Source organism: Rhizobium sp. WSM409 (assembly GCF_057653825.1).
The window spans coordinates 3993921-4007677 of sequence record NZ_CM172794.1; the positions used below are offsets into that span (position 1 = coordinate 3993921).

The 13757-nt window shown below is 61.2% G+C and carries 15 protein-coding genes, 1 tRNA gene and 1 pseudogene; 9 read left to right on the forward strand and 8 right to left on the reverse strand.

Going from position 1 to position 13757, the window contains the following annotated elements; translation table 11 throughout:
* Positions 1-47 precede the first annotated feature (47 nt).
* From AC25BC_RS19700 to AC25BC_RS19710, 3 genes are read right to left on the reverse strand one after another with little or no spacing between them, the layout of a single operon-like run.
* A complete protein-coding gene (locus AC25BC_RS19700) occupies positions 48-1358 on the reverse strand; it encodes an HlyC/CorC family transporter (RefSeq protein WP_012759198.1) in 1311 nt (436 codons plus the stop codon).
* A complete protein-coding gene (gene aroB, locus AC25BC_RS19705) occupies positions 1358-2488 on the reverse strand; it encodes a 3-dehydroquinate synthase (protein WP_012759199.1) in 1131 nt (376 codons plus the stop codon). Before aroB ends, AC25BC_RS19700 begins: the two co-directional genes overlap by 1 nt.
* Positions 2485-3075 (reverse strand): shikimate kinase, encoded by a 591-nt coding sequence (locus tag AC25BC_RS19710; protein WP_012759200.1) that lies wholly within the window; start codon positions 3073-3075, stop codon positions 2485-2487. The genes aroB and AC25BC_RS19710 overlap by 4 nt, the downstream gene beginning before the upstream one ends.
* A 148-nt stretch (positions 3076-3223) precedes the next feature.
* On the opposite strand from AC25BC_RS19710, the gene AC25BC_RS19715 reads away from it, so the two are divergent.
* The 5 genes from AC25BC_RS19715 to AC25BC_RS19735 all read left to right on the forward strand — a co-directional run bounded on the left by AC25BC_RS19715 (position 3224) and on the right by AC25BC_RS19735 (position 7029).
* Positions 3224-3400, forward strand: a complete 177-nt coding sequence (locus tag AC25BC_RS19715; RefSeq protein ID WP_012759201.1) for a hypothetical protein — start codon at positions 3224-3226, stop codon at positions 3398-3400.
* 5 nt (positions 3401-3405) lie between these two features.
* Positions 3406-4359 carry a site-specific tyrosine recombinase XerD gene (gene xerD, locus AC25BC_RS19720; RefSeq protein ID WP_017995332.1) on the forward strand — a complete coding sequence of 318 codons (954 nt, stop codon included), beginning with the start codon at positions 3406-3408 and terminating at the stop codon, positions 4357-4359.
* A gap of 62 nt (positions 4360-4421) precedes the next feature.
* Positions 4422-5375, forward strand: a complete 954-nt coding sequence (locus tag AC25BC_RS19725) for an acetyl-CoA carboxylase carboxyltransferase subunit alpha (RefSeq protein ID WP_012759203.1) — start codon at positions 4422-4424, stop codon at positions 5373-5375.
* Positions 5376-5572: 197 nt separating this feature from the next.
* The gene (locus AC25BC_RS19730) at positions 5573-6799 is read left to right on the forward strand and encodes a L,D-transpeptidase family protein (protein ID WP_012759204.1); all 1227 of its coding nucleotides are present in this window, start codon (positions 5573-5575) and stop codon (positions 6797-6799) included.
* Between the two features lie 5 nt (positions 6800-6804).
* A complete protein-coding gene (locus tag AC25BC_RS19735) occupies positions 6805-7029 on the forward strand; it encodes a sulfurtransferase TusA family protein (RefSeq protein ID WP_128438289.1) in 225 nt (74 codons plus the stop codon).
* On the opposite strand, the gene AC25BC_RS19740 is transcribed toward AC25BC_RS19735, so the two are convergent.
* Positions 7026-8201, reverse strand: coding sequence for a CobW family GTP-binding protein (locus AC25BC_RS19740; protein ID WP_012759206.1), 1176 nt, complete (start codon positions 8199-8201; stop codon positions 7026-7028). The genes AC25BC_RS19735 and AC25BC_RS19740 overlap by 4 nt on opposite strands.
* 18 nt (positions 8202-8219) lie before the next feature.
* Entirely contained in the window at positions 8220-9353 is a 1134-nt protein-coding gene (locus tag AC25BC_RS19745; protein WP_012759207.1) for a D-alanyl-D-alanine carboxypeptidase family protein, read from the reverse strand.
* A gap of 157 nt (positions 9354-9510) precedes the next feature.
* Between AC25BC_RS19745 and AC25BC_RS19750 the strand changes: the two genes are divergently transcribed.
* Together AC25BC_RS19750 and AC25BC_RS19755 are read left to right on the forward strand one after the other, a co-directional pair.
* On the forward strand, positions 9511-10674 hold the full coding sequence (locus AC25BC_RS19750) for a M20 aminoacylase family protein (protein ID WP_012759208.1): 1164 nt from the start codon (positions 9511-9513) through the stop codon (positions 10672-10674).
* Positions 10675-10728: 54 nt separating this feature from the next.
* Positions 10729-10805, forward strand: a tRNA-Arg gene (locus AC25BC_RS19755).
* Between the two features lie 336 nt (positions 10806-11141).
* On the opposite strand, the gene AC25BC_RS19760 is transcribed toward AC25BC_RS19755, so the two are convergent.
* The 3 genes and pseudogenes from AC25BC_RS19760 to AC25BC_RS19770 all read right to left on the reverse strand — a co-directional run bounded on the left by AC25BC_RS19760 (position 11142) and on the right by AC25BC_RS19770 (position 13024).
* Positions 11142-12218: an acyltransferase family protein gene (locus tag AC25BC_RS19760; RefSeq protein WP_012759209.1), complete on the reverse strand. Its 1077-nt coding sequence runs from the start codon at positions 12216-12218 to the stop codon at positions 11142-11144.
* A gap of 150 nt (positions 12219-12368) precedes the next feature.
* A pseudogene (locus AC25BC_RS19765) lies at positions 12369-12545 on the reverse strand (DUF1515 domain-containing protein); the annotation flags it as partial.
* Entirely contained in the window at positions 12491-13024 is a 534-nt protein-coding gene (locus AC25BC_RS19770) for a DUF2937 family protein (protein WP_017995333.1), read from the reverse strand. The pseudogene AC25BC_RS19765 and the gene AC25BC_RS19770, both read right to left, overlap by 55 nt.
* A gap of 146 nt (positions 13025-13170) precedes the next feature.
* Here AC25BC_RS19770 and AC25BC_RS19775 point away from each other — a divergent pair, with 146 nt between their 5' ends.
* Both AC25BC_RS19775 and AC25BC_RS19780 read left to right on the forward strand, forming a co-directional pair.
* Positions 13171-13413 (forward strand): hypothetical protein, encoded by a 243-nt coding sequence (locus AC25BC_RS19775; RefSeq protein ID WP_012759211.1) that lies wholly within the window; start codon positions 13171-13173, stop codon positions 13411-13413.
* A 117-nt stretch (positions 13414-13530) separates the two neighbouring features.
* Complete coding sequence (locus AC25BC_RS19780; protein WP_012759212.1) at positions 13531-13683, forward strand: hypothetical protein; 153 nt, start codon at positions 13531-13533, stop codon at positions 13681-13683.
* The last annotated feature ends 74 nt before the right edge of the window (positions 13684-13757 follow it).

Here is a 13757-nt window from a genome sequence, read left to right on the forward strand (position 1 = left end):
CGGCACGCAACCCATATAGGCACTAGCCGTCTACGATCCAAGCAGAATCAGGCTGGCTTTGCGCCGTCTTCTCCGGCCGGGCGGATGCGCAGCTTGGTGATGCGGTTCTTCTCCCGCTTCATGACGACGAAACGCTTGCCGTAGAAGGTGAAGGCTTGGCGCTCTTCCGGGATGGTCATCGATTCGTGGATAACGAGGCCGGCGATCGTCGTCGCCTCCTCATCGGGCAGGTTCCAGTCGAGCGCGCGGTTCAGGTCGCGGATCGGAACGCCGCCGTCGACGACGACGGAGCCGTCAGCCTCCTGACGCACGCCCTGTATTTCGATATCGTGTTCGTCGGAAATGTCGCCGACGATTTCCTCGAGAATATCTTCCAGCGTGACGATGCCCTGCACCTCGCCATATTCGTCGACGACGACGGCGAAATGCTGCTTGCGCCGCAGGAAGGCGTTGAGCTGGTCCTCGAGGTTGGTGCTGTCGGGCACGAACCACGGCTTCTGCGCGATCTTCACGATATCGAGGTTCTGCGGCTCCATGTTCGGCTCGGCAAGCGCCCGCAGCAGATCCTTGGCATGGACGACGCCGATGATGTTGTCGATCGTGCCACGCCACAGCGGCATGCGCGTATAGGGGCTTTCGAGGATAACCCGCACCACCGCTTCCGGCGCATCGTCGGCGTTGATCGCCCGCATCGCGGTGCGGTGGACCATGATGTCGGACAGTTCGAGCTCGCTAAGATCGAGCACGCCGCCGAGGCGGTCGCGGTCGGCCTTCACCACCGATCCCTCGCGGTGCAGCAGATCGACGGCACCGCGCAGTTCCTCATGCGCCGTCAGCATCGATGTCTCTCGTGAGAGATTGATGCCGAACAGCGAAAGAATCTGCCGCACGATCGCATTGACGAAGGAGGAAACCGGGCCGACGACGGCAACGAACAGCCTGGCCGGCAGCGCGATGGCGAGTGCGAAGCGCTCAGGCGCCGAAATCGCCCAGCTCTTCGGAAGCACTTCCGCGAAGATCACCAGGATGACGGTCATCGCGAGCGTCGCCAGCGCCACGCCGGAACTGCCGAACAGCCCGAGGAAGAGGCTGGTGGCGATCGAGGAGGACAGGATATTGGCGAGATTGTTGCCGATGAGCAGCGCACCGATCAGCCGGTCGCGCCGTTCGATCAACTGCCGGACGAGGCCGGCGCGTTCGTCGCCGTTGACCTCGAGCGTATGGATACGGCTGCGCGAAACGGCGGTCAGCGCGGTCTCGGAGCCGGAAAAGAAGGCGGACATGAGCACGAGCGCCGTGATCGAAAGGATCTCCGGCCAATATGTCGAAAGAAATGCCAGAGCGCCTTCGACCGACATCAGGCGTGTTTTTCCCGAAGAAAGCTGATCACTTCGGACGCCGGCACGTCGTCGGCGACGAAGGACTGGCCGATCCCGCGCGTCAGGATGAAGGTGAGCTTGCCGCTCTTGACCTTCTTGTCCTGGGCGATCGCGTCCATCAACGTTTCGGCCGGCGGCAGTTCGCCCGGAATGTCGGACATGCGGGTTGGCAGGCCGACCTCCTTCAGATGCCGCTCGACGCGGCGCGCATCGTCGGGGCTTGCAAGGTTCATCCGTGCGGAGAATTCATGCGCCAGCACCATGCCGATCGAAACGCCCTCGCCATGCACAAGGCGGGAACTGTCATAGGCAGTCGCCGCTTCCAGCGCATGACCGAAGGTATGGCCGAGATTGAGCAGCGCCCGCTGACCGTTCTCACGCTCGTCGGCAACGACGACATCGGCCTTCGCCTGGCAGCTGGCGGCAATCGCCTCGATGCGTGCGGAGCCGCCGGTAAAAACTGCCTTCCAGTTCGCTTCCAGCCAGGCAAAGAAATCCGGCTTGTCGATCAGCCCGTATTTTGCGACCTCGGCGTAACCTGCGCGGAATTCGCGCGCGCTCAGCGAATTCAGCACATCCGTATCGGCCAGAACCAGGTCCGGCTGGTGGAAGACGCCGATCAGATTCTTGCCGTGGCGGGAATTGATCCCGGTCTTGCCGCCGACGGAAGAATCGACCTGCGACAGCAGCGAGGTCGGTACCTGCACGAAGCGCACGCCGCGGCGGACGATGCCGGCCGCAAATCCCGAAAGATCGCCGATGACGCCGCCGCCGAGCGCGATGACGTAATCGTTACGCTCGACGCGCGCCTCAAGCACCTTGTCGCAGGCCGTGATCAGATGTTCGAAGCTCTTGGTCTTCTCGCCGGCCGGCAGGACGACCTCAGCCGAGGCGATACCCGCTTCATCCAGACTTGCGACGAGAGCTTTGAGATAGAGCGGCGCGACATTTTCGTCGGTGATAACGGCCGCCTTGCGGCCCTTGAGGCGAGAGGCGATCTCGGCGCCGGCCCGCGCAATCAGCCCCGGCCCGATCAGGATGTCGTAGGCGCGCTCGCCGAGCGGCACATGCACCGTTCGGATGGCGGAGGCGGAGGTTATCGCATTCATGACGCTGCACTTTCCTTCTGAGCTTCGATCAAGGCCTTTAAGACTTCGTCGGCCATGATTTCCTTGCGGACGTCGCGCGAAAGCACGGTCAGGTCGGCCTGCGCATAGATCGGATAACGCGCATTCATCAGGCCCTCGAGCGTCTGCTTCGGATTTTCGGTCTTGAGCAGCGGCCGCGTGTCGCGCTTGGCGACCCGGTCCCAGAGCACGTCGAGATCGGCCTTCAGCCAGACGGAGAGGCCGCCCTTCTTGATATGTTTGCGCGTCCGGTCGTTGATGAAGGCGCCGCCGCCGGTAGAGACGACACGCGGCCCGCTCTTTAGCAGCCGCTTGATCACCCGCGCTTCCAACGCCCGAAACTCTTGCTCGCCATAGGCGGCGAAAAGCTCGGCGATCGTCATGCGCGAAACCCGCTCGATCTCGAGATCGCTGTCGATGAAGGGAATGGAGAGCTGGCTGGCGACGATGCGCCCGACGGAGGATTTGCCGGCGCCCATCAGGCCGACAAGGATCAGATTGCGTGAACCGAGCGCGGCGCGAGCTCTGTCTTTCAAGCTGTCAGCAACGGTCAGCAGTTGTTCACTCATCGGTCCATTCACACTTTGTTTGCAAACGGTATCGACAAATGCAGATGGAGCGTCAAGTCGCGGACAAGGGAATCATGGCTTGAATACCGCTTCTTGCACTTGCAGATAGGCTTCTTATAACAGAAGCAGAGCATGAAGGAGTTGCTGGATGCCGACCCTGTTCCGTTTCCTGTTCGTCTGCGCGATCCTCGCCGGGACGGTCTACGGAGCGATGCTGGCGCTTGTGACCTTCGTGGAGCCGCAGCAGCGCGACGTGACGATCCGCATTCCGTCCGAGCGGGTCAATCCGCCCGCCACGGGCGCGATCGACACGACCAGGAAGTGACCGGCATGGTGGATCTCGGCCGCGTCCATGTGGAATCCTTCCTGGAGATGATGAGCGCCGAGCGCGGCGCTGCCGCCAACACGCTGCAATCCTATGAGCGCGATCTCGACGACGTCCGCTCCTTCCTGACCGAGCGCAGCATACGGCTCACAGAAGCCGCCTCCGCCGATCTCGCCGCCTATCTCTCCTCGCTCGCCCGAGAGGGCTTCAAACCCTCGTCCCAGGCGCGCCGGCTTGCCGCCATGCGGCAGTTCTACAAGTTCCTCTATGCCGAGGGCCTGAGGACCGACGACCCCACAGGCATTCTCGACGCGCCGAAGAAGGGCCGTCCGCTGCCGAAGACGATGGGCGTCGAAGAGGTCGGCAGGCTGCTTTCGCAGGCCGAGGCCGAGGCGGAGGATACGGCTCCGGGCCAGCTGCAGCGCCTGCGCATGCTGGCGCTGCTGGAGCTGCTCTATGCCACCGGAATGCGGGTCAGCGAACTCGTCTCGCTTCCCGCCCGCGTGCTCGATCAGGAAGGCCGTTTCCTGATGATCCGTGGCAAGGGCAACAAGGAGCGGCTGGTGCCGCTGTCGCATTCGGCAATATCAGCCCTGAAATCCTACGGGCGCCTGCTGGCGGCCGAAAATGCAGCCGTGAAGGAACGGCAGGAAAGCCCGTGGCTGTTTCCCTCCGCCTCGAAGGAGGGATACCTGCCGCGCCAGGTTTTTGCCCGCGACCTCAAGAACCTGGCGATCCGCGCCGGCCTGACGCCGTCGCTGATCTCGCCGCATGTCATGCGCCACGCCTTTGCCAGCCACCTGCTGGCGAACGGCGCCGATCTGCGCGTCGTACAGGAACTCCTCGGCCATTCGGACATTTCGACCACGCAGATCTACACACATGTCCTCGAAGAGAGGCTGCAGCAGCTTGTCCAGACGCATCACCCCCTTGCCAAACAGGCGAAAAAGCACGAATAGGACCGGCGACATGGGGCGGAGCCAGGAAAACGCCCCGGGCACAAGGAACGGAAACGCACCTCATGCACAATTATCTCGACTTCGAAAAGCCGATCTCCGACCTCGAAGGCAAGATCATCGAGCTGAAGAAGCTCGCAACGGAAGACGAGAGCATCGACACCACCGATGAGATCGGCCGGCTGGAGGTTCGCGTCCGCGAGGCGATCGTCGAAATCTATTCCAAGCTCAATCCCTGGCAGAAGACTCAGGTCGCCCGCCATCCACAGCGACCGCATTTCATCGATTACGCCAAGACCCTGTTCCAGGAATTCACACCGCTCGCCGGCGACCGCAAATTTTCCGAGGATGCCGCGATCCAGGCGGGCCTTGCCCGCTTCCGCGGCCAACCCGTCGCCGTCATCGGCCAGGAAAAGGGCAACGACACCAAGAGCCGCATCAAGCACAATTTCGGCAGCCCCCGCCCGGAAGGCTACCGAAAGGCGATCCGCATCCTTGAAATGGCCGATCGTTTCGGCCTGCCGGTGATTTCGCTGGTGGATACGGCAGGCGCCTATCCCGGCGTCGGCGCCGAAGAGCGCGGCCAGGCCGAGGCGATCGCCCGCTCGACGGAAATGTGTCTCGGCGTCAAGGTTCCCCTCGTTTCCGTCGTCATCGGCGAAGGCGGCTCGGGCGGCGCGATCGCCATCGCCACCGGCAACAAGGTCTATATGCTCGAGCATTCGATCTACAGTGTCATCTCGCCCGAAGGGGCAGCTTCCATCCTCTGGCGCGATTCCACCCGCGCCCGGGAAGCGGCGACCAACATGAAGATCACCGCCGAGGACCTGAAATCGCTCGGTGTTATCGACGGCATCATTTCCGAGCCGCTCGGCGGCGCGCATCGCGATCCCGACAGCGTGATAGCCGCAACCGGCGACGTAATCGCCAGCGCGCTGGCTGAGATGGCACCCCGCTCCGGCGAACAGCTGCGCAACGACCGCCGCCAGAAATTTCTCGCCATAGGCCGCAATCTCTAGCAGACATTCGGCTCTTCGCCGATTGGGGCCAAATCTTGGCCACATTGATGTTATCTGTAGCATTCGCGCTTGCGGGGATGTTCCAGGCACAGTCATAGGCTGGTAAGGATTTATAAAGTATAAGCCGCCTATGATTCCTTCTGATGCCCGGACTCCATAGGCGGACCGGGTCGCACTATCTTTATGGGCTAGTTTGGATGCGCATACGTCATTTTGCCTATATTTCCCTCATGGCGCTGGCTCTGTCCGGCTGCAATGACGCGTTGGAAACCGCGCAGGTCGATCTTTCCAAGGTCAAGAACAAGGTCGAGCAGCCGCTTCCCAGCCATATCCTCGCTCAGATGTCCGCCAAGGGCATGGACCGTAATTCGCCGATCATGATCCGCATCTTCAAGGAAGAAGGTGCCATGGAGATCTGGAAGGCGAAAACCGACAACCGTTTCGACAAGATCGCCGATTACAAGATCTGCGCCTGGTCCGGCCGTCTCGGCCCGAAGGTAAAGACCGGCGACCGGCAGGCCCCGGAAGGTTTCTACGACCTGACGCGCGCCAACCTGAATCCTAATTCCAAATATTATCTGGCGATCAATACCGGCTTCCCGAACCGCTACGACGCGGCGAACGGCCGCAGCGGTTCCGATCTGATGATCCACGGCGCCTGCTCCTCCTCCGGCTGCTATTCGATGACCGACCAGCAGGTGCTGGAGATCTACGCTTTTGCCCGCGACGCCTTCAAGGGCGGCCAGGCGACCGTGCAGCTGCAGGCCTTCCCCTTCCGCATGACGGCGGAAAACATGGTCAAGCATCGTCTCGACGGCAATTACGACTTCTGGAAGATGCTGAAGGTCGGTTACGACAATTTCGAAGTGACGAAGCGCCCGCCTGAGGTGAACGTCTGCGAGAAGAAGTACGTCTTCAACCAGCAGGCAACCGACGGCAGCGCCTTCAATGCCGCCGGCAAGTGCCCGGCTATGTCGACGCCGCCGGCGCTGACGGCCGCCCTTGCCTCCTACGGCAAGACCTACGATGCCGATTATGCCAAGGCGATGAGCAAATTTGACGGCATGGCCTGGTACGATCCCACGGAAGCCGAGCGCAAGGCCGTGGTCGCCAAGACGCGCAAGGGCCGCGAACTTGCTTACGCTCCGACCGGCACCTCGCTGGAAGCCGGCCGCATGGTCAAGGTCGCCGAACTCGAAGACATGATGGCCAAGCGCACCGCGCAGGGCCTCGCTGCCAAGAGCGCGCCGGGCGCGACACCTCTAGCACCTGCCCAGCCGCAGGCAGTGGCCGTCGCTGCCGCGACCCCTGCGGTCGTGCCGGTGCCGATGCAGAACCCACTGGCCTTTGCGGCGCCCGAACCGCAGGAAACGGCGGAAGCCACGGCAAAGAAGCCGTTCTGGAAATTCTGGGCGAGGAACTGAACGGCTTGAACCCCGTTCTCTACGATCTTCGCGGCCTGAAATGCCCATTTCCCGTGATCAAGACACGCAAGAAGCTCGCCGCGATGGCGAGCGGCACGCTCATTCGCGTCGACACCACCGATCCGCTGGCCGTGATCGATATGCCGCATTTCTGCAATGAGGACGGTCACGAGCTGATCGAGACGGAAAAGGCCGAAAACGGCCACCGCTTCCTGATTCGCAAGCGCTAAATTCTAAGGCCGGGGATAGCGAGCGGATTGTCCGACAGCGCTACACGATCGGGCATATCGATGCGCGGCTTGCCGAGGAAGGCGTCGAAGAGATCCTTCACGAAGGCTTCCGGCAGATCCCGGGTGATCAGCACCATGCGCGTGCGCCGGTCTTCCCCCGGCCAGGCGGGGAGCCGCACCGGCGGATGGAAGATGCTCTGCACCCCATGCAGCACCAGCGGCCGATCCGGACGGTCGGAAACGGACACGATCGCCTTCATCCGCAGCAGCTTCTCGCCATGAGCCGAACGCAGAAGATCGATAAACATCTCGAGCGCCATCGGATCGATCGGCTTCTCCTCGATGATCGAGAAAGAGCGGATCGAGGCATCGTGACGATTGACGTCGTGCGGGTCCTGATCCGCAGCATGATCATGATGGTGGGGACCATGGTGATCGCCATCATGATGATGATCGTGATGTCCATCACGATCATGGTCGTGATTGTGATGCGCCTCGTGTGCATCCTCGTCCTGCAGCCAGCGGCCGACATCGGCAATCTTCGTCGCCGGATCGTAGAGCCCGTTGACCAGCACTGCGGCACTGCCGGCCTCGGCGCTGTCGGCATCCATCATCACGGCACGCGGATTGAGCGCCCGCAGGCGCTTTTCCAGCCCACCCGTCACCTCGGCCATCGATTTTTTCGAAACGATCAGCCGGTCGGCAACCGCCGCCTGCTTGCGCGCTTCCTCATGATTGTCGAGCGTCTGCAGCCCATTCACTGCGTCGACGACAGTGACGACGCCATCCAGCTCGAAATTCGTGGCGATGACGGGGTTGCCCATGATCGCCTGCATGACCGGCGAAGGATCGGCAAGGCCCGTCGTCTCGATGACGACGCGCTTGACCGGCTTGACGCGGCCCGTCTGCACCGCGTCCATCAGGTTGGCCAGCGTATCGACAAGCTCGCCGCGCACGGTGCAGCAGAGGCATCCATCGGACAGTTCGATGATCGAATCGCCGGAACTTTCGACCAGAAGATGATCGATGCCGACATCGCCGAATTCGTTGATGATGACGGCCGCATCCTTCATGACAGGATCTTTGAGGATGCGGTTGAGGAGCGTCGATTTGCCGGCGCCGAGAAAGCCGGTCAGGATGGTGACCGGAATCCTGTCGTTGAGCGCGCTCATATCATCTTACCTTAAAGCTTAGAAGGATGTCGGGCGCGGCATCGGCACCGGCACGTTGGCGATCGCTCCTGCCGTATCACCGCGCGCCATTTTTTCCGGCTGCGCGGCCGGCTGCGGATCCTGGCCCGGAATGAGCCCGGCAAAGACGAATTGCGGATCGTGGTCCATCGGCTGGATATAGGGTGACTGCACCTTCATGCGGCCGACCTCGTCGCGCGTTTCGCTGCGCACCTTGGCGCCCTTGGCGCTGCAGATATCGGCGCTGATGTCGGTTACCTGGTCCTGTCCCACCCCGTAAGGTCTCAGCGAACCCAGCGTGTCGTTGCTGGCAGGCTGGGTGGTGAAGCCCTTCTGCAAAAGATTCGCCGTCGCATCGGCACGCGCCGCAAGGCTGTCGGTGCCGAGCACAACGGAGACCAGCGTGCGGCCGTTGCGCGTCGCCGAGCCGATCTGGTTGAAGCCCGAGGCGCAGATGAAACCGGTCTTCATGCCGTCGGCGCCCGCGAAACGGCCGATCAGCATATTGAGGCTCGGCACGTTCTGCTGGCCGTTGGTGAAACCTTCCAGCGAAAAATAGCCGGCATATTGCGGAAAATCGCGGCGCAGCGCCACCGTCAGCACCGCAAGGTCGCGCGCCGTCGTATACTGGCCCTTGCCGGGCAGGCCGTTCGGATTGACGAAATGCGAATCCGTCATGCCGAGCTTCAGCGCCTCGCCGTTCATCCGCGTCACGAAGCCCTCCTGCGTGCCGCCGATGGCTTCGGCAACCGCGACCGCGATGTCGTTGGCCGATTTCACCATCAGGATCTTCAGCGCGCTATCGAGCGTCAGCTTCTGGCCCGGTTTGAAATACATCTTGGCGGCAGGCTGCGCGGCGGCGCGCTTGCTCATGACGATGGGTGTATCGAGGCTGATCTGCCCGGCGCGGATCGCATCGAACACGGTATAGACGGTCATCAGCTTGGTCAGCGAGGCCGGATACCATTTGCGGAAGGCTTCTTCATGCTCGAGCACGCGGCCGGTCTGCACATCGACCAGAATATGCGGATTGGCCTGGGCAAGCGAAAAAGAGCCCAGAAAAACGGCAGTCGCCGCTGATACGAAAGAAAGCGGCCGCAAGGCAGCAAACAAACGGAAGTGGCGCGTCGACACGGTTCGTCCTTCAGATATCAGGAAAATCTCGAAATCCTCCCCTATTTAGCCTATATGGCTATGACATGGCAAAGGTCATTGACTAAGTAATTTCCACAGCCTCACACCCTCGTGAAGCGATGAAAGATTGTCGAGACTTCATAACAGGAACGCCGATATGCCGATTTTGAACAGAGCCGCGGAGTTGCAGGACGAGGTCGCCGAATGGCGCCGCCACATCCACGCCCGGCCCGAACTCCTCTTCGCGGTGGAAAACACGGCCGCCTTCGTCGCCGAAAAACTCAAGGAATTCGGCGTCGACGAGATCGTCACCGGCATCGGCCGCACCGGTGTCGTCGGCCTGATCAAGGGCAAGGGCGAAGGCTCCCGCACGGTCGGCCTGCGCGCCGACATGGACGCCCTGCCGCTGACTGAGATCACCGGCAAGCCCTGGGCCTCGAAGACGCCGGGCAAGATGCATGCCTGCGGCCATGACGGCCACACCGCCATGCTGCTCGGCGCCGCGAAATACCTGGCCGAGACCCGCAACTTCAACGGCAATGTTGCCGTTATCTTCCAACCCGCCGAAGAAGGCGGCGGCGGCGGCAATCTGATGGTCAAGGACGGCATGATGGAGCGCTTCGCTATCGAAGAGGTCTACGGCATGCACAATCTGCCGGGCCTGCCTGTCGGCCAGTTCGCCACCCGCAAGGGCGCGATCATGGCGGCGACCGACGAATTCACCGTCACCGTCAAGGGCCGCGGTGGCCACGCCGCCCAGCCGCATAAGACGATCGACCCGATCGCCATCGGCGCCCAGATCATCGCCAATTTGCAGATGATCGCCTCGCGCACCGCCGATCCGCTGCGCTCGGTCGTCGTCTCGGTGACCAAGTTCAATGCCGGCTTCGCCCATAACGTCATTCCGAACGATGCGACCTTCGCCGGTACGGTCCGCACCCTCGACCCGGAGGTGCGCACACTTGCCGAGACGCGGTTCCGGCAGATCATCGAGGGACTGGTCGCGGCCCACGGCGCCGAGGCCGACATCAGCTTCCACCGCAACTATCCCGTCACCGTCAACCATCCCGATGAGACCGAGCATGCGGTCGCCACCGCCAGCGCCATCGCCGGCGAAGGCAACGTCAACGCCGAGATCGATCCGATGATGGGCGGCGAGGATTTCTCCTATATGCTGAACGCCCGTCCCGGCGCCTTCATCTTCATCGGCAACGGCGACAGCGCCGGCCTCCACAACCCGGCCTACGACTTCAACGACGAAGCCATCGCCCACGGCATCTCCTATTGGGTCCGCCTCGCCGAACAACGCCTTGGCCTTTAGCAACAATTAAGGCTTGGCTTCGCGCCAAGCCTTTTGTATGCATGGCACTCAAGTGGTCCCGTAGCTCAGCAGGATAGAGCACCAGATTCCTAATCTGGGGGTCGCGCGTTCGAATCGCGCCGGGATCACCATTAATTTCAATAACTTACGACTAGATAATCCATTTCGCTTGTTGCATTCGTGTTGCAAGCGCTTCCCCTGATTTCCAAGCATTTCAACGAGGTCGCGGCGAATCCGTGCAACATGAGATGCAACATGTTGCCAGTCATCAGGAGCTGTATAGGTTATGCACACGGTGCCCGTCTTTGGCAGAGCCGTCGGCCACGACGAACGAATAGATATTGCGATGATTGCTGCATCATCTGCGCATCGTTGACCGTCGTCGATGGCGACACGGCCAAATGTGACGGGCAGAACCTTCTGATCAAGCGCGCCAGACTGCACTCGCTCGGGTGTGTGGGTCGAAGTCAGCTTAACGGACTGAAAGGCTGCCGCTGGAAGGATGAAATTCGCTTCAATCGCAGCGCACGCTTTTCCAGCAGATGCCATGAAAGCCAGCCGAGCAACAAGCTTGTCGGCAAAGAAAGGGCGAAGACCATCCACCACGTGCTGTACTGGCCGAGGGCATGGTTCATCACCTGCTCCACTGGCCAGCCATAGAGATAGGTCCCGTAGGAGACGTCGCCCAACCGATCGAGGGTCGGCAGGCGTATGGTCGGTGAAGTCGCGATGTAGGCAAGCGGATAGGCAAACAACATAGGTCCGTGGAGATAGGCGGGCCAGAAGACGAGGCAGAGCACGCCGAGCGCCACGAAGATCAACGCCAGGACAATATTTGGCTGCCGCCTGTCCATCACGAACCAGAGAAACGAACCGCAGAAGAAGTAGGGAGCGATGAAAGTGAAATCAGTCAGGAGCCGTCTGTCTGGCCACGGATGATCGAAGAAGAGCTCCCAGGTCACGCCCACGGCGAGCGCAAGTGCCATGAACGGCGCTCGCAGACACGCGATTGCCATTAATCCCGCGACGATCAGGTAGCACAAGATTTCCTGCCCGATCGTCCAGAGAGAGCCGTTGATGGAGATGGCAAGCGACGAGATTGCTGGATCATAAAACTGCACATGCGGCAGGGTCATGCCAAAGCTCGGATCGAGCAACGAATGCACTGTCGTCTTCACATGAAGCGACTTGAGCAAGTAACCGCTGATTCCCAACGGGCTGAAGAAGGGGCCTAAGACATAGACGCTGAGCAGCGTGCAGACGACGAGCGCCGGATATATCCTCAGCGCCCGCCGCCAGAGAAAACCACCCACGCTGCCGAACTGCGCGCTCTGCGTGACGAGGAACCCGCTCGTGATGAAAAACACATAGACGCCGAATATGCCGAGAAGCTTGCCCTCGCCGAGCAAACGCACAAAGGGCTCGTTCGCCTCGGTCTTTTCCGAGATGAGGAACGCATGCGAGAAGATGACCATCGAGGCTGCGACGAGCCTGATCATGTTGAAGTTTGGGTAAAACGGCTTCTCGACTCCGCCCCCGTCCATGCGAGCCTCCCGCGCTTTTATAGTTTAACAAATCCTTAAGATGAGTTTTGAATGTTGTCACGAGCCGTTGTGAAAACCGGTTAAGCCGAAATAATCTCCGATCCGGCCAAAAGCGCTTCTGTCAAAGCCTTGCACGCAAAGCGCTGGCGATCAGTTGATTTTCAGCCAATGCCTAAGGGTCGCCACAGCACCATCGCTCGCATAGGCGACCATCCCGCCGACTGTGAGACCGGCTAGCGCAATTAGTCATGATATACCGACCCCGAGTGTCTTCAGCCGCTTCCATTCTTCCAAGGCCGGGGTGACGGCCGCGTGGTTCTTGTCCACCGCCGCGCCCCCAATCCCAGTAACGCCGCCACGACCCAACCTCCGACAAAGCCAATCGCGCCCCAGACAAGACCCGCAAAGCTGACGGGGACGCCGGGCACGAAGTCGCGCCAGGTATTGGCGAAAACGACGTCATCGGCATTCCCCAGCAGAACGAAAGGTTTGGCGACTGGGGCGGCGGTGCCGAGGTGGAGCTGCTGCGAGAGCAGCGTTTCATAGCGCGAGATCGTGCTCTGCATCGAGACGCCGCGGTCGCGCAGGAAATCGTCGGACGATAACGCATAGGCGTTCAGCGCCTGCTGGCGATCGAGATGGTGCGCGGCCGCCTGGGCATTGAAATCCTCGACGATGACCCGCAATTCGTCGATCGCCCCGCCGATCCGCTGGCGGTATTGCTGGGCAAATTCCGGCGCCTGCGAAAACACCGTGCCGCCGGCAAGCCCGGCGACGACGGTGATGATCCTTGCAATCGGTCCCATGATTGATGCCTCCGGCTATCCCCTGCGCTAACGATCCGGCGCGTCAAAGGTTTCTGCCTCCGTCACAATCGGTAACTCTATGTGATTGAACCGACGGCACTTCCGGCGAGTTGATGCCGTGACCAACTCAGAAAGAGAGGCTTGTCATGAAACAGATTATCCTTGCCTGCACGCTTGCTGCTGCGTCCATTTTTTCCGCAATGCCGTCCCAGGCGGCAAGTGTGACCATCACCACGGATGATGCGCGTCCCACTTACCGTCACGCGGAACGGCCCTATTACCGCCATCACATGCGGCCGCGCCACGTCTCCCAGGACTGCTTCACCAAGACGGAAAAAATCCGCCGTCACGGCCATACGGTCGTCAAGGAAACCCGAATCTGCCGATAAGGCAATCCATGCAGGGAAGCCCGGCTGAGCCTATCGGCCGGGCTTTTCCTATCTGACCCCGCCGATGAGGAACTTCGCAATATCAGCCGCGTTTATTGTGAAACAGGAGTATTCATCATGCGTATCAAGATGATTCTTTTGGCTATCGCCTATGTCGCCGTCAGCGCCGTGCTGCTTGCCATCGCCTATCAGCCGCAAGGGTCGGTCGCCGCGCAGAAGACAGATCGTCTGGCCGGCTCGTCCTTCCTCGTCGAACGCTTCGCCGGTTGATCAGCTGAGCGCCAGCTTATAGGCGACGACGTGGAACTATTCCTCGTCCCGCAGGTCTGGCCCGGGGGTAACCC

Bases quoted from the DNA above. Each gene is read 5' to 3' on its own strand.
- AC25BC_RS19740 (WP_012759206.1), bottom strand. From the start codon at position 8,201: ATGAGCGCGCTCAACGACAGGATTCCGGTCACCATCCTGACCGGCTTT.
- AC25BC_RS19715 (WP_012759201.1), top strand. From the start codon at position 3,224: ATGCCGACCCTGTTCCGTTTCCTGTTCGTCTGCGCGATCCTCGCCGGG.
- AC25BC_RS19730 (WP_012759204.1), top strand. From the start codon at position 5,573: ATGCGCATACGTCATTTTGCCTATATTTCCCTCATGGCGCTGGCTCTG.
- AC25BC_RS19700 (WP_012759198.1), bottom strand. From the start codon at position 1,358: ATGTCGGTCGAAGGCGCTCTGGCATTTCTTTCGACATATTGGCCGGAG.
- AC25BC_RS19770 (WP_017995333.1), bottom strand. From the start codon at position 13,024: ATGGGACCGATTGCAAGGATCATCACCGTCGTCGCCGGGCTTGCCGGC.
- AC25BC_RS19710 (WP_012759200.1), bottom strand. From the start codon at position 3,075: ATGAGTGAACAACTGCTGACCGTTGCTGACAGCTTGAAAGACAGAGCT.
- AC25BC_RS19750 (WP_012759208.1), top strand. From the start codon at position 9,511: ATGCCGATTTTGAACAGAGCCGCGGAGTTGCAGGACGAGGTCGCCGAA.
- xerD (WP_017995332.1), top strand. From the start codon at position 3,406: ATGGTGGATCTCGGCCGCGTCCATGTGGAATCCTTCCTGGAGATGATG.
- AC25BC_RS19780 (WP_012759212.1), top strand. From the start codon at position 13,531: ATGCGTATCAAGATGATTCTTTTGGCTATCGCCTATGTCGCCGTCAGC.
- AC25BC_RS19760 (WP_012759209.1), bottom strand. From the start codon at position 12,218: ATGGACGGGGGCGGAGTCGAGAAGCCGTTTTACCCAAACTTCAACATG.
- aroB (WP_012759199.1), bottom strand. From the start codon at position 2,488: ATGAATGCGATAACCTCCGCCTCCGCCATCCGAACGGTGCATGTGCCG.
- AC25BC_RS19725 (WP_012759203.1), top strand. From the start codon at position 4,422: ATGCACAATTATCTCGACTTCGAAAAGCCGATCTCCGACCTCGAAGGC.
- AC25BC_RS19775 (WP_012759211.1), top strand. From the start codon at position 13,171: ATGAAACAGATTATCCTTGCCTGCACGCTTGCTGCTGCGTCCATTTTT.